20 protein-coding genes are annotated in these 20090 nt (G+C 69.6%); 7 read left to right on the plus strand and 13 right to left on the minus strand.

Annotation, left to right across the window (positions count from 1 at the left end):
• Nucleotides 1–34 precede the first annotated feature (34 nt).
• A complete protein-coding gene (locus QE412_RS13675) occupies nucleotides 35–1822 on the plus strand; it encodes a glycoside hydrolase family 15 protein (RefSeq protein ID WP_307484785.1) in 1788 nt (595 codons plus the stop codon).
• A gap of 66 nt (nucleotides 1823–1888) precedes the next feature.
• Here QE412_RS13675 and QE412_RS13680 read toward each other — a convergent pair whose 3' ends face one another.
• From QE412_RS13680 to QE412_RS13695, 4 genes are all read right to left on the minus strand, one after another.
• Nucleotides 1889–3022, minus strand: a complete 1134-nt coding sequence (locus QE412_RS13680; RefSeq protein ID WP_307484787.1) for an ABC transporter permease — start codon at nucleotides 3020–3022, stop codon at nucleotides 1889–1891.
• Entirely contained in the window at nucleotides 3019–3903 is an 885-nt protein-coding gene (locus QE412_RS13685; RefSeq protein ID WP_307484790.1) for an ABC transporter ATP-binding protein, read from the minus strand. The genes QE412_RS13680 and QE412_RS13685 overlap by 4 nt, the downstream gene beginning before the upstream one ends.
• 324 nt (nucleotides 3904–4227) lie before the next feature.
• Nucleotides 4228–4893, minus strand: a complete 666-nt coding sequence (locus QE412_RS13690; RefSeq protein ID WP_307484792.1) for a response regulator — start codon at nucleotides 4891–4893, stop codon at nucleotides 4228–4230.
• Nucleotides 4886–6148 (minus strand): sensor histidine kinase, encoded by a 1263-nt coding sequence (locus QE412_RS13695; protein WP_307484795.1) that lies wholly within the window; start codon nucleotides 6146–6148, stop codon nucleotides 4886–4888. The genes QE412_RS13690 and QE412_RS13695 overlap by 8 nt, the downstream gene beginning before the upstream one ends.
• Before the next feature lie 144 nt (nucleotides 6149–6292).
• Here QE412_RS13695 and QE412_RS13700 point away from each other — a divergent pair, with 144 nt between their 5' ends.
• Nucleotides 6293–6865 (plus strand): NADPH-dependent FMN reductase, encoded by a 573-nt coding sequence (locus QE412_RS13700; RefSeq protein ID WP_307484799.1) that lies wholly within the window; start codon nucleotides 6293–6295, stop codon nucleotides 6863–6865.
• 215 nt (nucleotides 6866–7080) lie between these two features.
• Here QE412_RS13700 and QE412_RS13705 read toward each other — a convergent pair whose 3' ends face one another.
• Together QE412_RS13705 and QE412_RS13710 are read right to left on the minus strand one after the other, a co-directional pair.
• Complete coding sequence (locus QE412_RS13705) at nucleotides 7081–7926, minus strand: exodeoxyribonuclease III (RefSeq protein ID WP_307484802.1); 846 nt, start codon at nucleotides 7924–7926, stop codon at nucleotides 7081–7083.
• Between the two features lie 55 nt (nucleotides 7927–7981).
• A complete protein-coding gene (locus QE412_RS13710; protein ID WP_307484810.1) occupies nucleotides 7982–8572 on the minus strand; it encodes a TetR-like C-terminal domain-containing protein in 591 nt (196 codons plus the stop codon).
• A gap of 80 nt (nucleotides 8573–8652) precedes the next feature.
• On the opposite strand from QE412_RS13710, the gene QE412_RS13715 reads away from it, so the two are divergent.
• A complete protein-coding gene (locus tag QE412_RS13715) occupies nucleotides 8653–9555 on the plus strand; it encodes an AvrD family protein (protein WP_307484819.1) in 903 nt (300 codons plus the stop codon).
• The gene (locus QE412_RS13720; protein ID WP_307484823.1) at nucleotides 9552–10124 is read left to right on the plus strand and encodes a hypothetical protein; all 573 of its coding nucleotides are present in this window, start codon (nucleotides 9552–9554) and stop codon (nucleotides 10122–10124) included. Before QE412_RS13715 ends, QE412_RS13720 begins: the two co-directional genes overlap by 4 nt.
• Nucleotides 10125–10145: 21 nt before the next feature.
• Here the strand turns inward: QE412_RS13720 and QE412_RS13725 are convergent, their stop codons facing one another.
• From QE412_RS13725 to QE412_RS13735, 3 genes are all read right to left on the minus strand, one after another.
• Nucleotides 10146–10838, minus strand: coding sequence for an ABC transporter ATP-binding protein (locus QE412_RS13725; RefSeq protein ID WP_307484836.1), 693 nt, complete (start codon nucleotides 10836–10838; stop codon nucleotides 10146–10148).
• A 12-nt stretch (nucleotides 10839–10850) separates the two neighbouring features.
• Nucleotides 10851–12866 carry a hypothetical protein gene (locus QE412_RS13730; RefSeq protein WP_307484839.1) on the minus strand — a complete coding sequence of 672 codons (2016 nt, stop codon included), beginning with the start codon at nucleotides 12864–12866 and terminating at the stop codon, nucleotides 10851–10853.
• A gap of 299 nt (nucleotides 12867–13165) precedes the next feature.
• Nucleotides 13166–13459, minus strand: coding sequence for a hypothetical protein (locus QE412_RS13735; protein ID WP_307484845.1), 294 nt, complete (start codon nucleotides 13457–13459; stop codon nucleotides 13166–13168).
• Between the two features lie 218 nt (nucleotides 13460–13677).
• On the opposite strand from QE412_RS13735, the gene pyrE reads away from it, so the two are divergent.
• Complete coding sequence (gene pyrE, locus QE412_RS13740) at nucleotides 13678–14256, plus strand: orotate phosphoribosyltransferase (protein ID WP_307484858.1); 579 nt, start codon at nucleotides 13678–13680, stop codon at nucleotides 14254–14256.
• Nucleotides 14257–14288: 32 nt separating this feature from the next.
• Here pyrE and QE412_RS13745 read toward each other — a convergent pair whose 3' ends face one another.
• The 3 genes from QE412_RS13745 to QE412_RS13755 all read right to left on the minus strand — a co-directional run bounded on the left by QE412_RS13745 (nucleotide 14289) and on the right by QE412_RS13755 (nucleotide 15562).
• Nucleotides 14289–14438, minus strand: a complete 150-nt coding sequence (locus QE412_RS13745; protein ID WP_307484861.1) for a hypothetical protein — start codon at nucleotides 14436–14438, stop codon at nucleotides 14289–14291.
• A 15-nt stretch (nucleotides 14439–14453) separates the two neighbouring features.
• Nucleotides 14454–15284, minus strand: a complete 831-nt coding sequence (locus QE412_RS13750; protein ID WP_307484864.1) for an HAD-IIA family hydrolase — start codon at nucleotides 15282–15284, stop codon at nucleotides 14454–14456.
• A gap of 107 nt (nucleotides 15285–15391) precedes the next feature.
• On the minus strand, nucleotides 15392–15562 hold the full coding sequence (locus QE412_RS13755) for a CsbD family protein (RefSeq protein WP_055832729.1): 171 nt from the start codon (nucleotides 15560–15562) through the stop codon (nucleotides 15392–15394).
• 192 nt (nucleotides 15563–15754) lie between these two features.
• Between QE412_RS13755 and QE412_RS13760 the strand changes: the two genes are divergently transcribed.
• Both QE412_RS13760 and QE412_RS13765 read left to right on the plus strand, forming a co-directional pair.
• Complete coding sequence (locus QE412_RS13760) at nucleotides 15755–16702, plus strand: SDR family NAD(P)-dependent oxidoreductase (RefSeq protein ID WP_307484872.1); 948 nt, start codon at nucleotides 15755–15757, stop codon at nucleotides 16700–16702.
• Nucleotides 16703–16744: 42 nt separating this feature from the next.
• Nucleotides 16745–19186, plus strand: a complete 2442-nt coding sequence (locus QE412_RS13765) for an HAD-IC family P-type ATPase (protein ID WP_307484879.1) — start codon at nucleotides 16745–16747, stop codon at nucleotides 19184–19186.
• Nucleotides 19187–19404: 218 nt separating this feature from the next.
• Here the strand turns inward: QE412_RS13765 and QE412_RS13770 are convergent, their stop codons facing one another.
• A complete protein-coding gene (locus QE412_RS13770; RefSeq protein WP_307484882.1) occupies nucleotides 19405–19839 on the minus strand; it encodes a hypothetical protein in 435 nt (144 codons plus the stop codon).
• Between the last annotated feature and the right edge of the window lie 251 nt (nucleotides 19840–20090).

Consider the following 20090-nt stretch of genomic DNA (forward strand, 5'->3'; position numbering starts at 1 on the left):
GCGCGACGTCGGCCTTTGCTGCCACAATCCCAGGGTGACGACTCCGATCGAGGACTACGCGGTCCTCAGCAACTGCCGCTCTGCTGCCCTCGTCTCTTCCGCGGGGAGCATCGACTGGCTGTGCCTGCCGCGCTACGACAGCGGCTCGATGTTCGGCGCGCTGCTCGGCGACGAGTCGCACGGCGCATGGTCGCTGCGCCCGGCCGATTCCGCCGCCCGGGCGACCCGCCGGTACGACGGCGACACGTTCGTGCTCGTCACCCGCTGGGAGACGAGCACCGGCGTCGCCGACGTCTACGACGCCATGCCGATCGACGAGGGCGTCGAAGCCGTCGTCCGCCGCGTCGTCGGGGTGTCCGGAGAGGTCGACTTCGTCAGCGAGGTGCGCCTGCGCTTCGATTACGCGCGCGCGGTGCCGTGGGTGCAGCAGATCGGATATGGCGGGGAGCACGCGATCCTCGCGGTCGCCGGTCCCGACGCGGTCGTGCTGCGGGGACCGCGGCTCATCGCCGTCGACACCGCTCACCGTGCGATCTGGACGACGTCCGCCGGCCACGGCGTCGACTCCGTGCTGTCGTGGGGTCCGTCGTGGCAGGACCCGCCCGCCGCGTTCGACGTCGAGGCCGCGCTCGAGCGCGCGCGCGAGTGGTGGGCGGCCTGGGCCGATCGCGTCCAGTCCGCGGGTACGCACGCGGCGCTCGTGACGCGCTCGCTCATGGTGCTGCGCGCGCTCACGCACGCCGAGACGGGCGGCATCGTCGCGGCGGCGACGACGTCGCTCCCCGAGGCGTTCGGCGGCTCGCGCAACTGGGACTACCGCTACGTCTGGCTGCGCGACGCCGCCCTCACCCTCAGCGCCTACATCGACCACGGGTACCTGGATGCCGCGCAGCACTGGCGCACCTGGCTGCTGCGGGCGATCGCCGGCGACCCGGCCGACGTGCAGATCATGTACGGCATCGCCGGCGAGCGCGACCTGCCCGAGCGCGAGATCGCGAGCCTGCCCGGGTACGGCGGAGCCGCTCCCGTGCGCATCGGCAACGGTGCGGTCGACCAGTACCAGGCCGACGTGATCGGCGAGGTGATGGTGGCGCTCGAGGCCGCCCGCACCGCCGGAGTGAAAGAGACGACCTTCTCGTGGTCCCTGCAGCGCGCGCTGCTGAACCAACTGGCGAGCGAGGTCGACAAGCCCGACCTCGGCATCTGGGAGATGCGCGGAGAGCCGCATTTCTTCACCCACTCGCGCGCGATGGTGTGGGCGGCGTTCGATCGTGGCATCCGGGCGGTCGAGGAGGGCGGGCACGACGGCGAGGTCGACACGTGGCGTGCCCTGCGCGACAAGGTGCGCGCCGACATCGACGCGCACGGCGTGCACGAGGGCGGGTGGTTCACGCAGCACTTCGACACCGACGAGGTCGACGCGTCGCTGCTCGTGCTGCCCCAGGTGGGCTTCTGCGCCTACGACGACCCCCGCATGCTCGCCACGGTCGCGCGCATGGAGCAGACGCTCATGCCCGACGGGTGGCTGCTGCGCTACCGCACGACCGGCGTCGACGGCCTCAGTGGCGACGAGCATCCCTTCCTCGCGTGCTCGTTCTGGCTCGTCGGGCAGTATGCCCACTCCGGCCGACGCGACGAGGCGGTCGCGCTCATGCACCGTCTCACCGCGGTCGCCAACGACCTCGGCCTGCTGTCGGAGGAGTACGACCCCACGACGAAGCGGCAGGCGGGCAATACGCCGCAGGCGCTGTCGCACCTCGCCCTCGTGGGCGCGGCCGACGCGCTCGATGCCACCGCCGCGCAAGACACCGGTCGACCGTGACGGTGAGAGGGGGATGGACGCCGAAGCCCTGGCATCCATCCCCCGACACGACCGGGCACGAACCGGTCAGCCTTTCAGCGCTTCCGCGAGTTTGACGCGGGCGCCCATCCGCAGCAGCGAGTTGCGGTAGATGCGCGAGCCGACGCCGATGGCGGCGACGCAGGAGGCGATGAGAATCAGCAGCGACAGCACCGGCTCCCACCACTGCGCGTCGCCGAGGTACATGCGCAGCGGCATCCCGACCGGCGCCGAGAACGGCACGTACGACATCACGGTCAGCACCACGGGGTTGTCGTTGAAGAAGATCACGAGGAAGTACGGCGCCATGATCAGCATCGTGATGGGGGTGGTCGTCGCCCCGATGTCCTCCTGACGCGACACCATCGCGGCCGCCGCGGCGAACAGCGATGCCAGCAGCACGAAACCGAAGAGGAAGAAGATGGCGAACCAGGCGATGGGAGCCCCGAGCGCATCGAGCACCCCGGCCTGATCCGTCACCGCCAATCCGATCACCGCGACAGCGGCGAGCAGCACGATCTGCGCCATCGCGAGCACCGTGTTGCCGAGCACCTTGCCCGCCAGGAGAGTTCGCACGGGGATCGCTGAGATCAGGATCTCGACCACGCGCGTCTGCTTCTCCTCCACCACGCTCTGCGCGATCGTCCCGCCGAAGGTGGATGCGGCGATGAGGAAGACCACGCCGAATCCGAGCGCGATGAAGTAGCGCAGGGCGTCGGCCGCTCCCGCGCCCGGATCGAGCATCTGCACGGGGGGTGTCTCACTCAGCATCTGCAGCAACGTCGAGGGCACGCTGTCCTTCACCACGACGGTGTAGTCGAACGCGGCATCCGACGATCCGGAGACCAGGGCGGCATCCACCGCGTCGTCGTCGACGAGAGCCTGCGCGGCCTGGTCGGAGTCGGCGACCGTCACCTCGACCCCCTCGAGCCCCGACACCGCGCTCTCGGTCTGAGAGGTGACGGCGACCGGGATGCTGCTTCCCCGGGAATCGTTCGCGGCGAACCCGCCCCACAACACCGACGCGAGTGCGGCCACGATGAGGATCGCGGTGGAGATCACGAAGGCCTTGCTGCGCAGCTTCGAGCCGATCTCGCGCTCTGCTACGAGCCAGATGCTCTGCAGATCGCTGGGCGAGCGGCGGGCGCCGCCTCGCGCGGGAGACGGGGAGAAGGTGCTCATCGGATGACCTCCTTGAAGATGTCGGCGAGGGATGGCCGCTGGGGCGCGAAGCTGGCGACGTCGCCTCGGGCGACCGCCGTGCGCAGCACGCGCTGGGCGACCCTGTCGTCGGCCGCGTCGAAGAGGGCGTAGCCGCCGTCGAAGTCGAGCACGGTCACATCGGGTTCGTCGCGCACCCATCCGGCGTCGCCGCTCGAGACGAGCTCGTAGCGGTGCGTCGCGTGCTGAGCGCGCAGTTCTTCACGGCTCCCGGCCGCTCGGATGGTGCCGCCGGCGATGATCACCAGGTCGTCGCACAGGCGCTCGACGACATCGAGCTGGTGCGACGAGAAGAGCACCGCGGCACCGGTCGCCGCCTTCTCCTGCAGCACGCCCGCGACCACGTCGACCGCGAGCGGGTCCAGCCCTGAGAACGGCTCGTCGAGGATCAGCACGTCGGGATCGTGCACCAGCGCCGCGGCGATCTGCGCGCGCTGCTGGTTGCCGAGCGAGAGCGTCTCGACGAGGTCGCCGAGGCGCTCGCCGAGGCCGAGCCGCTCGAGCAGTGCTGTCGCCTTCTCAGTAGCCTCGGCCTTGCCGAAGCCGTGGAGTCGCGCGAGGTAGGCGATGTGCTCGGCGACCTTCATCTTCGGGTACAGCCCGCGCTCTTCGGGCATGTAGCCGAAGCGGCGCCGGTCCTGCGTCGTGAGGGGGACGCCGTCGATGGCGACCGTGCCGGCGTCGCGGCCGAGCACCCCCAGCGCGATGCGCATGGTCGTGGTCTTGCCGGCGCCGTTGCCGCCGACGAAGCCCGTCAGCCGCCCGGGGGCGACCGTGAAGCTCACGTCGTCGAGCACGCGGCGCCCGCCGTACTTCTTGGTGATGCCGGTCAACTCGAGCACGGTGCACCCCTTCCTGTCGATGTCTCCCACGCTAGGGATCGGGCCGTGGGCGCACCTCCGCCCCCGGGAGGGTCGTCGCCTCCGCTGTGCGGGGGAGTCGGTGCGCACAGCTCCGGCAGATCGGGGCGTCTGCCCGTGCCGGCCGGGCCGGGGCTGCGACCTGCCGGAGCTGTGCGCGCCGGCGAGGCGAGAACGCACCGACCCGCACCGTCGGCTCCCGCAGGGCAGCGGAGCGGTCGCCGCGGCCCGCAGGACTCCTGCGCTCCTCTCCCAGACGGGTCAGAGGGCGCCCGGCCGGGCCCGTTCCACAGGAGACGTGGGTTGTCAGGCCAGCCCGTGCCGGTGCGCGAGCACGACGGCCTGCACACGGTCGCGCGCGCCGAGCTTCTGCAGCACGTTCGACACGTGCGTCTTGACCGTCGCCTCGCCGATGAACAGCCGCGCGGCGATCTCGGCGTTGCTCAGAGCCTCCGCGACCAGCGTGAGCACCTCCGACTCGCGTTCGGTGAGCGGCTCGACCAGCGCGAGCGGCGGGGGGACGGATGCCGCGGGCTCGGGCGTCCCGGTCGCGAAGCGCTCGATGACTCGGCGGGTGACCTCGGGGGCGAGCAGCGCATCGCCGCCGCCCACGATCCGCACGGCGGAGACGAGCTCTTCCGGGCCGGCGTTCTTCAGCAGGAAACCGCTCGCTCCCGCGGCGAGGGCGGCGAAGAGGTAGTCGTCGCGGTCGAAGGTGGTGACGATCAGGACCGCCGCATCAGAGGCGGGGTCGGCGGTCAGCCGCCGCGTCGCCTCGAGGCCGTCCATGTCGGGCATCTGCACGTCCATGCAGATCACGTCGGGGCGCAGGGCGCTCGCCGCGGCCAGCGCCTCCACACCCGATGACGCTTCGCCGACGACCGTGATGTCGTCCTCGAGCGAGAGGATCGTGCGGAAGCCGGCACGCATCATGGCGTGGTCGTCGACGAGGAGCACGCGCAGCTCAGACACGCGCGACCTCCTCGGTGGCGACGGGGACGCGTACGCGCACGAGCCAGCCCCCGCGCGAGCGCGGGCCGATCTCGATCGTGCCGCCGGACACGGCCGCGCGCTCCCGCATCCCCAGCTGTCCGAGTCCGGCCGTCGTCGAGCCCGCGCGGCCGGTGTTCGCGACCTCGAGTTCGATGGCATCCCGATCGAAACGAACGCGCACGTCGGCCGTGGCGTCGGGTCCGGCGTGCCGGCGCGCGTTCGTCAGCGCCTCCTGGGCGATGCGGTACAGGTTGACCTGCACGAGGGGCGGGGGATCGTGCGCGGGCGCGCCGATCACGGCGAAGGTCGTGGGGAGCCCCGCAGCGGATGCCTCGTCGGCGAGGGCGGCGATCGTGGTGAGACCGTGCGTGGTCGGGCCGGTGTCGCTGCCCGCCGCTTCGCTTCCCGGCGTGCGCAGCGTCTCGAGCAGGTGCCGCAGCTCCTTCAGGGACGTGCGGGCCGAGGCCTCGACGCCGGCCAGCACCTCGCGCGACTTCTCGGGGTCGCGTGCGAGCAGGGAGCGTGCGACGCCCGCCTGCACTCCCATGAGTGAGACGTGATGGGCCACGACGTCGTGCAGTTCGCGGGCGATGCGGACACGATCGAGGGCGACCGCCTGGGCGGCGGTGATCTCGCGTTCAGCCTCGAGCTCGGCCGTGCGCTCCTCGAGGGCGGCGCGCTGGCGCATCTGCTGGAACGAGCGATTGCCGAAGTAGTAGGCACCGCCGAAGAACAGCGCATTCACGCCGATCATCAACAGCTGGGAGGCGACGAAGGGCGAGAACGCCCCGGTCCGCGAGAACGCGCCCTCGACGTTCGGGTCGATGGGCTGCGTGGCCTCCTGGAACATCACGACGAACAGCCACGCGAACATCCCCACGATGATCGCGACGCGCACGATGGTCGCGCGCCGACGGTTCGTCTCCCACGCCCCGACCGTGTACAGCGCGATGAACATCGCGATGTTGCCCGCGTAGATCTCAGGGATGCGCACCGTCACGGCGACGAAGTACGCGAACGACACGATGACGGCGGTGATCGAGGGCCACCGGCGGCGGAACGCGATCGGCACGGCGAGGACGATGACGTACCCCACCGCGAGGGCGAGGGAGGCCTGCTCGTCGCCGTACAGGCCCGCGACCGACGACAGCACCGCGCTCAGCAGGCCGCCCAGCAGCAGAACCGCCGCGAGCACGATATCGTCGCGCTGTTGCGCGCGGGTGAGTCGTGGCATCCCCCCACGCTACGACCGTGCCGGCCCGCATGCATCCCCCGCGGGAGGGAGTCAACCGCCCCCGGGGAATACCCCCGCGTGGACGATGCTTGCACGTGAATGAACTGGGCGCGCAGCGCCCCCGTCATCCCAGAGAGGACCACCGTGACCGACTACACGATCGGCTACATCGTCGGCAGCATCTCCAGCACCTCGATCAACCGCCGTCTGGCGAAGGCGCTCGAGAAGGTCGCGCCCGAGGGCGTGACCCTCAAGGAGATCCCGATCAAGGACCTTCCCTTCTACTCGCCCGATTACGACGGGAACTTCCCGGAGGTCGCCACCGACTTCAAGAAGGCGATCGAGGATGCCGACGGCGTCTTCATCGTGACCCCCGAGTACAGCCGCTCGATCCCCGGCGTCCTCAAGAACGCACTCGACTGGTCGGCGCGCCCCTACGGCGAGGCGTCGTTCAACGACAAGCCCACCGCCGTCATCGGCACCTCGCAGGGCGGCATCGCCACCGCCGCCGGTCAGCAGCACCTGCGCGCGGTCCTTCTGCACTACAACGCCCTCGTCCTCGGTCAGCCCGAGGGCTACATCCAGTCGACCCCCGGCCTGTTCGAAGAGGACGGCACCGTGACCGACGAGGGCACCGCCGCGTTCCTCCGCTCGATCATCGAGGCGCTCGTGACGCTCATCCAGCGCACCGCGCCCGCCGAGGTCCCCGCGGTCTGACGCTCCCGCACGGCGGGGTCGGGGTGCGCTCCGTCCCCGCTACACGGTGCGATGAGAACAGGGGATGCCACGCACACAGGGCGGTTCTGAGCTTTCGGAGCCTGGTGTGATGGCATCCCCTGTTCTGGTGAACGGGCTCGGGCAGCGCGGGGGATTCGCCAGCCGACGCCGCCCGTCGGCGGATCACCGGGCCCCGGATGCCACCCGCCCGGCGCTCAGCCGAAGATCATCGGGAGGTCGTCGTCGTCATCCGCGCCCGACAGGTCGAGGTCGGCGACGACGGGGACGTGGTCGCTGGGGATCTCGCCCTTGCGCTCGTTCCGGTGGATCTCGGCGCCCTGAACGGCGTCGGCGAAAGCTCGCGAACCCAGGATGAAGTCGATGCGCAGACCCTCGTTGCGGGGGAAGCGCAGCTGCTTGTAATCCCAGTAGGTGTAGCCCGTCGGAATGAGGGGACGCACGACGTCGGTGAGACCGGCCGCCTCGAACGCGGCGAATGCGGCTCGTTCGGGCGGTGAGACGTGAGTGGTCGCCCCCTCGACGACGGTGGGGTCGCCGTTGTCGTCGTCGGTGGGGGCGATGTTGAAGTCGCCCGTCAGTGCCAGGGGCAGGTCGGGATCCTTCGCCAGGGTGTCGGCCGTGTAGTGCCGCAGCTTCTCGAGCCAGTCGAGCTTGTAGGCGTAGTGCGGGTCGTCGAGCCCGCGACCGTTCGGCACGTAGAGGCTCCACACGCGCACGCCGTCGACGGTCGCGCCGATGGCGCGAGCCTCTTGCGGCAGGTCGGGACCCTCTTTGCCCTTCTCGAAGCCGGGCATGCCGGGGAAGCCGATCTCGACGTCTTCGAGGGGCTCACGGCTGGCGATCGCGACGCCGTTCCACTGGTTCAGCCCGTGCGCGACGACGTGGTACCCCGCCTCCTCGAAGGCGGCGTAAGGGAACTGCTCGGTCTTGCATTTGATCTCCTGCATCGCCAGGACGTCGATGTGCTCACGCACACAGAACTCGACGGTGCGGGTCACGCGAGCACGGATGGAGTTGACGTTCCAGGTGGCCAGACGCATGGCATCCAGCCTACTTTCGCGCGCCGACATCACCGTGCGCGGGCGGGTGAGGCACTCAGGGACGGGAGGTCAGTGCGTCGAAAGCGGCGTGGGCCGTGTGGAGGGCGAACGCCTCATCCAGCGCCCCGGTCCCCGGCAGCAGCGCGCGTGCCAGGATCGGCCCCACGAGGAGGTCGGCGATCAGATCGAGATCCCAGTCGGTGCGGATCGGCTCACCACGCTCCCGGGCGGCGGTGATGACGATGTTGAGGTTTTGACGACGCCGGATGACGAAGGACTCCCCCCACAACTCGCGGATGGTCTCGTCGGTGCGGATGGACTCGAGGAGTCCGGGCAGGTTCTTGCGGAACAAATCGGATGCGAGCATCTGCACCTCGTTGCGCTGGAGCGCTTCGAGATCGTCGAGGAGCGATCCGGTCGTCGGAGGGTCGCCCATGCCGAACTTCGACGCGATGACGTCGAAGGCGAGATGCGCCACGTTGGGATAGCGGCGGTAGAACGTCGGTCTCGTGGACCCGATCGCACGGACCAGCCCATCGACGCTCAGTTGGGCGTAGCCGGACGTGACCATGATCCTCTCGGCCTCGGTGAGAAGAGCCCGCTGGATCTCAGGGTCGAAGGGTCTGCCGATGCGTCGCTCGCTCATGCTGTGATTCTTTCAGCCAGGGGCTGCGGCGCCGTCCGTCGGTATGGTCTTCCCGCTTGAGATACAGCATACTCCGTAATGTGATAGCTCCCTCGTGGCCAGACGTTCATCCCGTCCCGCTGACCGCAGGCGGCTTCGAGGACTTTCTGGGGCCGGCGGAGCACCGCTACTTCGGTCACGGGTATCGACGAACACGTTATGACGTGTCATCCACGGGCGCCGGCGGTGACGTCTCCGCGCGGGTCGAGCCCCATCCGGAGGCGAGCGGAGGGGGTCCGGTGCCGCATCTCACCTCGATCGACGCGATGGTCCTGCCCCTCCTGCTCGTCGACCGCGCACGCGAGAGGGGGGCCGCGCCCGAGACGCTTCAGAGCGTGACCATCGCCGCGGGTTCCGCGCCGTGGCTCGAACTGGATCACGTGCCGGTGAGCGTGCACGCGACGCCGGACGGATCGGGACGCGTCATCCGCGCGCGGACGGGATCGTTCCGCACGCAGTTGCGTCTCACACCGACGGTAGCGCGCGTCGTCGATGACGACACGCCGACGGTCTACGGCAGCGCGTACCGGGACATCGAGGTGCACACGCGGTTGACGAGTGTGACATCGGATGCCGTTCTCGGCACGCATGCACCGGACTTCGGGCGTGCGTCGATGCGGGCGTCGGGCATCGACGGCGCCCTGTGGCCGGGGCTCACCGCGATCACCTACGTCGCGATCATGGGGCAGTTGACCCAGGTGGCGCTGCGTGCCGCGACCGGCCGCGGTCGTCGCGAGACGGGAAATCTCTGGATGCGACGAATGTCGATCGACCTGTCGCAGCGGAGGCGACCGAGTACCGATGTCGTCACCACCGACACGCGCGTGACAGATCGTCGCGTCGCGCTCCGGCACGACCCCTCGCTGCAGACGGTCGAGGTGCGATCGACCTCGTCCGAGGGCGTCGTCGCTCTTGCCTCCCTCGCGTACCGGGAGGCCTCATGATCACCCCTGCACAGATGTCGGCGGTGGTGCAGTACTTCCTGGCGCCAGACCTCGGCGATCTCTCCCCTCGGGGACTGGAGGCGATCCTCGGGCGCCCGGTCTCGTCTTCCGAGATGCGCGCGCTCGTCACCCACATCCTCGACGCGGAGAGTGCGAGCATGCGCGGCGTCAAAGACCGTATCGACGGTGAATCGGCTGATCCTCTCGCCCGGGTGGTGGGGGCGTTCCGCGCGGTCGGCGAGAATCTGGCGACCGACCCGACCGTTCGCGCCGGCGTCGTGATCGCCGGTCGATGGGCGAAAGCACTTCCGGAGAGGCGGATCGACCCGTTCCGCACCTGGGAGGGGTTCATCGGTGGCGCTCTGCACGAGGCTCAGCAGCGCGGACTCCTGCGTCGGGACCTCGACGTCGCCGACATGACGTGGGTGGTCGTGGCTGCGGGGCTCGGAGCGAAGGACCTGATCGCGTTCCGGGATGCCTGGACCGACGCCGCGCAGATCCTCGAGCGCACCGTCACGCAGGCGCTGCTGCCGATGCGAGCGGCGTCGGTCGACGAACGCGGGGGGTGAGGCGCGAACCCGCGGACGTGTTCAGCGTCGCACCCCCATGGCATGATCGCTCACGGCTGCCCGGGGCGCGCTGTCGAGCGCGAGGATCCGGTCGCATCGTTCGGCCACGCGGTGGTCGTGCGTGACGACGATGAGCGTCTTGCCGAAATCCCTCTGCAGCTGCAGCATCTCGGTCACGGCTGTCTCGGCCAAGGCGTCGTCGAGGGCGCCGGTGGGCTCGTCGGCCAGCACCAGCTCCCCGGGCTTGAGAAAGCACCGCACCAGCGCGACGCGCTGACGCTCGCCGCCCGACAGCGTCGCCACCTTGTCGTGGGCGACGTGTGCGAGCCCGAGCCGCCGAAGGAGGTTCATCGCCCGCTCTGTTTTCGCGCGCCGGCTGAGCCGCACGCTGTGCAATCCCAGCAGGACGTTCTCCAGAGCGGTCGCCGAGCTGATCAGCGCGAAAGACTGGAAGAGGTAGTTGATGTGGTCGCGGCGCATCAGGGTCGCGGCGCGGCTGTTGATCCGCGCGAGCGGCGCGCCGCGGAAGCGCACTTCGCCGCCGGTCTGCCGGTCGAGAAGGCCGATGATGTTCAGCAGCGTGGATTTGCCTGTGCCCGAGCGCCCCACAATGGCGAGGGACTCGCCCTCGTGGACCCGCAGGTCGACGGCATCCAGAACGACACGTGACCCGTACTGCTTGGTGAGTCCCGAGATTTCGAGGAGAGCGTTCATGGTGGTCCGTTTCTATTCGGTGAGAACGCTGCTCAGACGCAAGCGCGCGTACGCCCGAGCGAGCACGAAGAAGAGCATGAGCTGGGCGGCGAAGATGAGCACGTTGCCGAGGATCGCGGTCGTCGACGACGACACCACGGCGGCGGCGATCGCGACGGCCCCGACGATACCGACGAGCGCGAAAGCGGTCATGAAGATCCGCAGTGGGCGGTACCCCAGCATCGACTTGACGGCGACGGCTTCGCGATGAGTCGTCGCATACAGCTTCGTGAGCGCGGCGAGCATGAGCAGACTGAACACCCCGAGCAGGAGGATGACCGCGCCGAAGAGCTGCAGGACGGACTGTATCGACTTCGTCAGTCCGGCGACGAACTCGCTGACGGGAAGGAACGTCACGTCGTTGTCGGCGAGATGGAACGTCGCGAAGAACGACGGCGTCGCGTAGCGTGCGGCGGCATCGGGACTCAGCTTGACGTAGCTGTTCTGCAGCCCGACGGCTGCCAGACTCTCGCTCTCGAAGGGGACCATGTTCTCGGGTGTGGTCACGAGGATGGCGGCCTCGACGATGCCGTCACGCCCCTCGGGCTCGGTGCTCCAGGAGAACAGGGGCGTGCCCGGCGCGTAGTCTTCGAAACCCACCGCGCGGGCGTCGAAGTACTCGGTCCGGATCGCCGGCTCGTACGAGATCTCGCTCTTCTGCGTCAGCCAGCCCTGCATAGCGGTGCGGGTGGCGTCGTCCCAGGTGTCGGGAAGCAGGAACACCCGCTCCCCGGCCTCGGCGCGCGCCACGACGTCGTCGCTCAGCGGGAAGCCTTCTGCTGTCAGGGCGGAAGGTGAGGCGGCGACGTACCAGAAGGGCTGATGCGGAACGGAGGAGAAGACCCCCGACCAGCCGTCCAGCACGCTCTGATCGAAGTACTGGGTGTTGATGAGTTGCACGCCCGACTCGCCGGCGATGGCGCGGTACCAGTCGTAGAAGTCCTGCTGGTACTCGCTCGACTGGCCGGTGAAGCTCGCCTGATCCTCGCCGGCGGCCGTTCGATACAGAATTCGCTCCTCACCCACCGCCGACCAGGACTGGCTGACATCTGCCAACGTGCCGGCCTCCTTCAGGGGCCCGTCGAGATAGACCAGTGTCGCGGTGAGAGCCCCGATCGCCAGGATGTAGAAGCCCGCGAGCGCGCTGACGAGCACGCGCTTCGAGAAACGACCGAGGATCGCGTCGACCGGTTTGACCGAGATCAGAAGGAACGCGCCGACGGCGACACAGCCGAGGCAGGGGAGCGCCCCGACTGCCGCGGCACCCGCCGCGGCGCCCAGAAGTGTCGGGGTGGGGGCGTAACCGGGTGCCATGAGGAGCACGAGACCCACGGAGAGCGCCCCCGTCGCAAGGGCCGCGATGATCACCGACCGGTACTGCGCGAAGGCTACGTCCCACCGGGATCGTCCGAGCAACAGATGCACACCGAGCACCCGGAAGGCGCGGACCGCCTCGAAGACGAGGAGCAGCAGCAGCAGCACCGTCGCCGCCGCGAGCACACCAAGGAGCAGCCCGGCGATCAAGCCGCTGTCGCTGGATTGCCCGCGCAGCGGTGCGAGCAGACGTTCCGCGGAGACGCCTGTGCGCGACTCGAGCGTCGTGGCGAGCTCGCCCACCTGCTCTGCGTCGGCGCCGGCGATGCGGTAGGTCCCGTTGATCGTCTTGGACGTCTCGACGAGGTGGGTCAGCTGGACCATGCTCACTCGCGGCGCGAATCGGAGGGATGGCACGTCGGCGATGACGTCGGCGCTGTTGGCATCCAAGCCGATGGATGCCGCGGGCTGGGCCGCGAGCAGATCGGTGATCTGCGCGTGTGAGATCAGTGTGGTGCCCAGAAATGTCAGATCGAGCGTCGGCGCCGCGGGGGACGTGCTCAGAACCCCGATGCGCATGCCGGTGATGGTGCCGTCCGGCCCGGAGAGCTGGTCGTCCACGCGGACGACGGCGCTGGCCGTGCTGCGGCTGAAGTCTCCGAGTATCGTCAGCACATCGTCGGCGCGATCCTCGGAGACATCGAAGAGGGACAGCCTCGTCGAACCCCCCGGGTAGCCGTCCGCTACCTGCTCGCGCAGGGGCGCTGCCCTGGTTCACGACGAAGAGAACGCTCGTGAGTACGCCGATGACGATAACGATCGCCAGGCTCATCACGCGCGTCCAGGCAACTTTGCGCACCGCTGACAACCTTTCCTCTGGTGGCCCGACGCGTGCGGGCACTGCGAGGGGAACGTCCCTGTAGAGGCTCGCCTTCCGGCGTGCATCCCACAGGGACGTTCCCCCGCCTCGTGTATCAGCCGCGTGCGTTCCAGTAGGCGGTCGCCGTACCGGTGCCCACGAACTGCTCGGCGCGCGCCGTCACACCCGGGTTCTTCCAGCCGGAGAACGTGGTGTTCGCCGTCGCGCTGTGCTCGTACACTCCGGACTGCACCTCGGAGAAGCTCGTCACTCCCCAGATGCGTCCGTGGTCCCAGCTGAGCGCGGAGCCCTTGTAGTAGACCGTCTGTGCCTGCGCCACGCCCGCCCCCGCGGTCAGCAGTGCCGCCGACAGAAGTGCGACCGACACGACCTTCTTCATCGCTTTCATTCATGCCCCCTTGTTCGTGATGTGGAGATGGTGTCGCCGATGGCGGCACCGAGAATCCGCGCGGAGAGGAGCGCTTCTCGTTTCTCTCGCCCCGGTTGGGACGGTCCGCGACGGGATTCGCCTGAACCCAACACATTCATTACACGAGGGTGTCTAATTTATCTGACTGCGTCGCCGACGATCCCGTCCGTCGGGATCGTCCCCATAGAATCGACGCCGTGACCACCGCCTCCACGCCCGAGCTCGAAGCCGACCGCCAGGCCCTCATCCGCCTCATCAACGACGAGGCGGTGTTTCACGGTGATTTCACCCTCTCGAGCGGCAAGAAGGCGACGTACTACGTCGACATGCGCAAGCTCACCCTCGACCACCGCGCGGCCCCCGCTATCGGTCGCTTGGTTCTCGACCTCATCAAAGACCTCGATGGCGTCGTGGCCGTCGGCGGCCTGACGCTCGGTGCCGACCCCATCGCGAACGCCGTCATGCACGAGTCGGTGCACGCAGGTCGTCCGCTCGACGCCTTCGTCGTGCGTAAGGAGCCCAAGGACCACGGCCGGGGTCGCCAGATCGAGGGCGCCGATGTGAAGGGCAAGCGCGTCGTGGTCGTCGAAGACACCTCGACCACCGGCCACTCGGCGCTGAAGGCCGTCGAAGCCCTGCGCCGTGAAGGCGCCGAGGTCGTCGCGGTCGCCGTGATCGTCGACCGCAAGACGGGTGCGCAGGCCGCGATCGAGGCCGAAGGGCTGCAGTGGCTCGGCTCGATCGACCTCGACGATCTGGGACTCGCGCCGCAGTAGGCGCATCGGGAGCGACGAGACCCGCCACTGTCTCAGGGCGCGTCGGGCCCGTCGCCTGGCCCATCGAACGGATCGTGGCGACCGCCGCCCCGACGGGAGCGACGCCACTGCACGAGGAAGGCTATGAGCGAGCCCGCCGTGATGAACAGCGCGGTGAGGAGCCAGAGCGTGCGGTCGTCCATGCTGATCGCCGTCGGTCAGAGACCGGCGACGAGCCCTTCTTCACCGTCGGCCAGGTCGGTTTCGACCGGCTCGTCGCGCACCAGCTCGGCGACCGAGTCGAGGATCTCGTCGGGGCGGAACGGATAGCGCTCGATCTCGCGCTGATCGCTGATGCCCGTCATCACCAGCACCGTGTGCAGGCCCGCCTCGATGCCGGCGACGATGTCGGTGTCCATGCGGTCGCCGATCATCCCGGTGTTCTCGCTGTGCGCACCGATGCGGTTCAGGGCCGAGCGGAACATCATGGGGTTCGGCTTGCCGACGATGTACGGCTCCTTGCCGGTCGCCTTCGTGATGAGTGCGGCGATAGCGCCCGTCGCCGGCAGCACTCCCTCGGTCGAGGGGCCCGTGGCATCCGGGTTCGTCGCGATGAAGCGTGCGCCCCCGCGGATGAAACGGATGGCCTTGGTGATCGCTTCGAAGGAGTAATTGCGCGTCTCGCCGACCACGACGTAGTCGGGAGCCGTCTCGGTCATGATGAAACCGGCCTCGTGCAGAGCGGTGGTCAGGCCCGCCTCACCGATCACGAAGGCGCTGCCGCCGGGCATCTGCGATCTCAGGAAGTCGGCCGTCGCCAGCGCGGAGGTCCAGATGGACTCCTCGGGCACGATCAGCCCGGACGCCTTGAGCCGGGCGCTGAGGTCGCGAGGAGTGAAGATCGAGTTGTTCGTGAGGACGAGGAACGGCGTTCCCTCGGACCGCCACTGCGCGAGCAGCTCGGAGGCGCCCGCGATGGGGGTGTTCTCATGGACGAGGACGCCGTCCATGTCGGTCAGCCAGCACTCGATGTCGCCTCGGGTCCGCATGCCGCCAGCCTAGCCCCGGCCTCCGACATCGGCGGGGGTACGCGCACCGAGAGCGAGCGCGGGCGGGCCCGACCCGAGGTCGATGCCCGCCCGTCCGCCGGCACGGCTTACTTGAACGTGTCCTTGACGTTCTCGCCGGCCTTCTTCGCGTCGGCCTTCACCTGGTCGGCCTTGCCCTCGGCGGCGAGCTTGTCGTTGTCGGTCGCGTTTCCGATGGCTTCCTTGGCCTTGCCCACGATGTCCTGAGCGGCGTTCTTGATCTTGTCGTCGAGACCCATGATCTGACTCCTTGCGTGTCGTGTCGGCGTCGGCGGCGGGTGTTCGTCGCGACGGAGCGCGTGCGCTCGGGGATGAGACGTCGCGAGCGGCTCATTCGTCACGCGCGCGTCGCGAAAAGTTTTCCCGGTGACGATATGCCGCGTACGGAATGCACCCGTGACGGCGGGTCGCGATCTGGTTAGGGTCGAGGGGTGGCACGCACCGAGTGGGACCCCGAGAACCTCCCCGACCTGACCGGGCGTTCCTATCTGGTCACCGGAGCCACCCGGGGCCTCGGATTCTTCGCCTGCGCTCAGCTCGCCGGTGCCGGGGCGCACGTCGTGCTCACCGGGCGCAATCCGAACGCCCTGGCGACAGCCAAGGCGGCGGTCAAGCGTGCGAATCCGGATGCCGCGATCGAGACGCTCCTGCTCGACACCAGCAACATGGGCTCGGTGCGCGCGGCAGCGGCCACGGCACGAGCGCGCGGGCGGCTCGACGGCCTGCTGCTCAACGCCGGCGTGGTGCACCCGCCCAAGACGCGCGAGAGCGCAGGCGGGCACGAGCTCGTCTTCGCGACCAACGTGCTGGGGCATTTCGCTTTGGCGGGCGAGCTGCTGAAGCCGCTGGCGTCGGCGCGGGGCCGCATGGTGTGGGTGGGCAGCATGTCGACCTCGATCTGGCGGCATGTGCCGACCGACCCGGAACTGACGGAGGGGTACACGCCCTGGCGCGCGTACGTGCAGTCGAAGGCCGCGACGACCGCCCTGGCGCTCGAGGCCGATCGGCGTCTGCGCGCGCACGACGTGCCCGTCGAGAGCCTCGTCGCCCATCCCGGCTACTCCACGAGCGGCCGCACTCGCGGCATCCGGGGCGTGAACGAGCCCACGCGACTGGAGCGGTTCGTCGACAACCTGCAGGCGCCGATCACCCAGTCCAAGGAGCAGGGTGCCTGGGCTCTGGTGCGGGCGCTGGTCGATCCCCACGCCGAAGGCGGCGACATGTACGGCCCGGCCCTGGTCGCGCGCGGTGCCCCTCGCCGGGCGACCCCGGCCCGGCGCACGCGCAGTAGCGATCTCGGCGGCGAGCTCTGGCGTGCCTGCGAGACGGCGACGCACGTGCGCTGGCCGTTCGATCGGGCGCGACGCGCGGCATCCTGACCCGCGTGGAGCGATGTCGGCGCCGGGCCCTACAGTGATCGCATGGACCAGGCGATCGCCGACAGCATCGAGTTCGACGACGCCCGCGGCTTGAGCCCCGCAGATGTTGCTGAGCGGGTGCGCGCGGGACAGACCAACGCCTTCACCGCCGACAGCAGCCGCAGCGCCGGCAACATCGTGCGGGCCAACGTCCTCACGCTGTTCAACGGCATCGTCGGCGGGTGCTTCCTCGTACTGCTGCTGCTCGGCCGGTGGCAAGACGCCCTGTTCGGGGTCGCCGCGCTGTCGAACGCCGTGATCGGCTGTGTGCAGGAGTTCCGTGCGAAGGCCGCGCTCGATCGCCTCGCCCTGCTGAACGCCCCCCGTGCGCGCGTCCGGCGCGACGGGACCGACGTCGAGCTCGCGCCGTCCGACGTCGTTCGCGACGACCTGCTCGTGCTGCGCGCGGGCGACCAGGTGCCCGCCGACGCCATCATGGTCGCCTCGGCGGCGCTGCAGATCGACGAGTCGATGCTGACGGGCGAGTCGGATGCCGTCGACAAGCGGCCCGGAGACGAGGCACTGTCGGGTTCCATCGTCGTGGCGGGCGAGGGCACCGCGCGCGTGGTGCGCGTGGGCGCCGAGTCGTACGCCAACAAGTTCGCATCGGAGGCGAAGCGCTTCCAGCTCGTCTCGAGCGAGTTGCGCACCTCGATCGACCGTGTTCTGCGCTGGGTGGGTTGGGGCGTCGGGCCCATCGGCCTGCTGGTGCTGAACGCCCAGATGATGGTCGCCGGCGGATGGGTGCAGGCCTGGCAACAGGGCACGTGGTCGCAGGCCGTGGTGAACACGATCGCCGCGCTCACCGCGATGATTCCCCTGGGGCTGGTCCTCATGACCTCGATCGCGTTCGCCGTGGGCGCTGCACGGCTGGCCGGGCAGAAGGTGCTCGTCAACGAACTCCCCGCGGTCGAGGGCCTCGCCCGCGTCGACGTCATCTGCCTCGACAAGACCGGCACGCTCACCGCGGGAGAGATCCGCTTCGACGACGCTCTGCCCCTCGACGAGCGCGCCGGGTGGCGGCAGGCGCTGGCCTGGTACGGTGCGGCCCCCGATGCCAACGCGACGGCGCAGTGCCTCCGCGAGCCGTTCCCCGCCGAGACGCCGCTCACCGCCGCGCGCCGCATCCCCTTCTCGTCGGCGCGCAAGTGGAGCGCGGTGTCGTTCGACGCCGACACCACCGCGCGGGGCACCTGGGTGCTGGGTGCGCCCGAGATGGTCTTCGGCGACGTCGCCGGTGACGCCACGACCGAACTGGGGGCGGCGGTGACCCGGCTGGCATCCTCGGGCCGTCGCACCCTCGTGCTCGCACACACCGCCGAGCCGCTCGACGACGACGACGTCGATGCCGAACGCTTCTCGGGCGCGCCGGTGGCCGTGGCGGTCCTCACCTTCGCCGAGGCCGTGCGCCCCGACGCCGCCGGTGCACTGTCGTACTTCCGTGAGCAGGGCGTGCAGGTGCGGGTCATCTCGGGCGACAACCCCCGCACCGTCGCCGCCATCGCCCGCGAGGTGGGCCTCGAGGTCGACGACGGGTACGACGCCCGCCGGCTTCCCGACGACGACGGTGAGCTCGGTCTGATCCTCGAACAGAACACCGTCTTCGGGCGCGTCACGCCCGATCAGAAGAAACGCATCGTCACGTCGCTGCAAGCGCGCGGTCACGTCGTGGCGATGACGGGCGACGGTGTGAACGACGCTCTCGCCATCAAGACGGCCGACATCGGCATCGCGATGAACTCCGGCGCGGCGGCGACCAAGGCCGTCGCGCGCCTCGTGCTGCTCGACGGTCGCTTCTCGCACCTGCCGTCGGTGGTGGCCGAGGGCCGGCAGGTCATCGCGAACATCGAACGCGTGTCGATGCTGTTCCTCACCAAGACCGTCTACGCCACGGGCCTGGCGGTCCTGTTCGGGGCGCTGGTCATGGAGTTCCCGTTCCTGCCGCGGCAACTGTCGATCACCGACGGCCTGACCATCGGCATCCCGGCGTTCTTCCTCGCCCTGCTGCCGAACACCCAGCGCTACGTCCCCGGCTTCTTGAAGCGTTCGCTGAGCTTCGCCATTCCCGCGGGGATCGTGATCGCCGTCTCGCTCACCGTTTACACCCGCCTCGCCATGGACCTGGGGCTCGCCGTCGAGCAGTTGCGCACGGGGGCGACGATCATCCTGGCCATCGTCGCGATCTGGGTGCTGACGGTGCTGTCCCGCCCCGTCACCCGCGTGAAGGTGCTCGTCATCGGAGCCATGTTCATCGCCCTCACCGCCATCTTCACGGTGCCGCCGCTGGGGGAGTTCTTCCAGCTGCGCGACCCGGGCGAAGACGGGGCCGTGCTGATCACCATGATCGTCGTGGTGGCCATCGCCGCGATCGAGGCGGTGCGATTCGCCCACCGCCGTTTCGTGCGGCGTCTGCTCGCGCGCGAGTACGGGCCGCGACATGCCTGACGACATCGCGCTGCGCGGGTTGACCGCGCCCGCCTGACGCTCGGTGCTCGCCGATGGGCGCGGACCGGCGTCAGGCGGGCGGCTGCGAGCGGGCGGCCCTGCGCGGTCGGTCCTGCGTGGTCGGTCGTGAGTGGATGACTCCGGGCGGATGGTTCAGCGCGACCGGTCCCGGGCGGGCGGTCCGGTCGGTCGTCCGCAAGCGGTCGACCCGATGCGGGTCAGACCGTCGGGACGGTGGACGCCGTCTCGACGGCGGCGGTTCGGCGAAAGTAACGTCGCGCGCGTCGGGGTACCCACAGCGCGGCGATGACCGCGAGCGCGGCGACCAGGGCGACGGTGAGCACGGGGTCGAGTTCCGTCAGTGCCATGGCCGCTGCCTGCAGCGCGACCAGAACCGCCAGGTACGCCGTGAGCAGGTTGCGGGCGAGACGGCTGCCGCGCGCGAGCGCCGAGCCGCCGGCGACCGTGAGCAAGCCGAGCAGGATCGTCGCAGCCCCGACGAGAGAGACCGGCAACACCAGATCCGGAGTCACCTCGTAGCGCGAGAGCAGGACGATGATGCCGAAAGCGGTGTTCAGGAGTCCTCCGACATACACCAGCACGATCGCGACGGTGACCGCGACGGGGCGGCGCCGTTCGGCAGGAGTGGTCATGAGCCCTCACGTTCGACGGACCGGCCGGATGCCGGTGTGGGTCAGCGTAGCGGTCGCGCGCCGCTCGCGCCGCGGCCTCGAGGTCACGGCATCCGCCCCGGGGAGGGTGCGGATACCGTGTCTGTTCCGGCGGGGGCTCCCTGCATCCGTCTCGCGGAGTTCTCGGGCGACACGCCGCCGCCGGGCGGTCGCCCACCGGCGTGTCGTCACGAACTCCGCACGACGGTCCACCGACCCACGTCGGTGGTCGG

Source organism: Microbacterium trichothecenolyticum (assembly GCF_030818955.1).
In the GTDB taxonomy this organism is placed as follows: Bacteria; Actinomycetota; Actinomycetes; order Actinomycetales; family Microbacteriaceae; genus Microbacterium; species Microbacterium trichothecenolyticum_B.

Excerpts from the sequence above, each read along its gene's own strand:
- QE412_RS13680 (WP_307484787.1), bottom strand. The coding sequence starts at position 3,022 with ATGAGCACCTTCTCCCCGTCTCCCGCGCGAGGCGGCGCCCGCCGCTCG.
- QE412_RS13695 (WP_307484795.1), bottom strand. The coding sequence starts at position 6,148 with ATGCCACGACTCACCCGCGCGCAACAGCGCGACGATATCGTGCTCGCG.
- QE412_RS13705 (WP_307484802.1), bottom strand. The coding sequence starts at position 7,926 with ATGCGTCTGGCCACCTGGAACGTCAACTCCATCCGTGCTCGCGTGACC.
- QE412_RS13710 (WP_307484810.1), bottom strand. The coding sequence starts at position 8,572 with ATGAGCGAGCGACGCATCGGCAGACCCTTCGACCCTGAGATCCAGCGG.
- QE412_RS13720 (WP_307484823.1), top strand. The coding sequence starts at position 9,552 with ATGATCACCCCTGCACAGATGTCGGCGGTGGTGCAGTACTTCCTGGCG.
- QE412_RS13725 (WP_307484836.1), bottom strand. The coding sequence starts at position 10,838 with ATGAACGCTCTCCTCGAAATCTCGGGACTCACCAAGCAGTACGGGTCA.
- QE412_RS13735 (WP_307484845.1), bottom strand. The coding sequence starts at position 13,459 with ATGAAAGCGATGAAGAAGGTCGTGTCGGTCGCACTTCTGTCGGCGGCA.
- QE412_RS13745 (WP_307484861.1), bottom strand. The coding sequence starts at position 14,438 with ATGGACGACCGCACGCTCTGGCTCCTCACCGCGCTGTTCATCACGGCG.
- QE412_RS13750 (WP_307484864.1), bottom strand. The coding sequence starts at position 15,284 with ATGCGGACCCGAGGCGACATCGAGTGCTGGCTGACCGACATGGACGGC.
- QE412_RS13755 (WP_055832729.1), bottom strand. The coding sequence starts at position 15,562 with ATGGGTCTCGACGACAAGATCAAGAACGCCGCTCAGGACATCGTGGGC.
- QE412_RS13765 (WP_307484879.1), top strand. The coding sequence starts at position 16,745 with ATGGACCAGGCGATCGCCGACAGCATCGAGTTCGACGACGCCCGCGGC.
- QE412_RS13770 (WP_307484882.1), bottom strand. The coding sequence starts at position 19,839 with ATGACCACTCCTGCCGAACGGCGCCGCCCCGTCGCGGTCACCGTCGCG.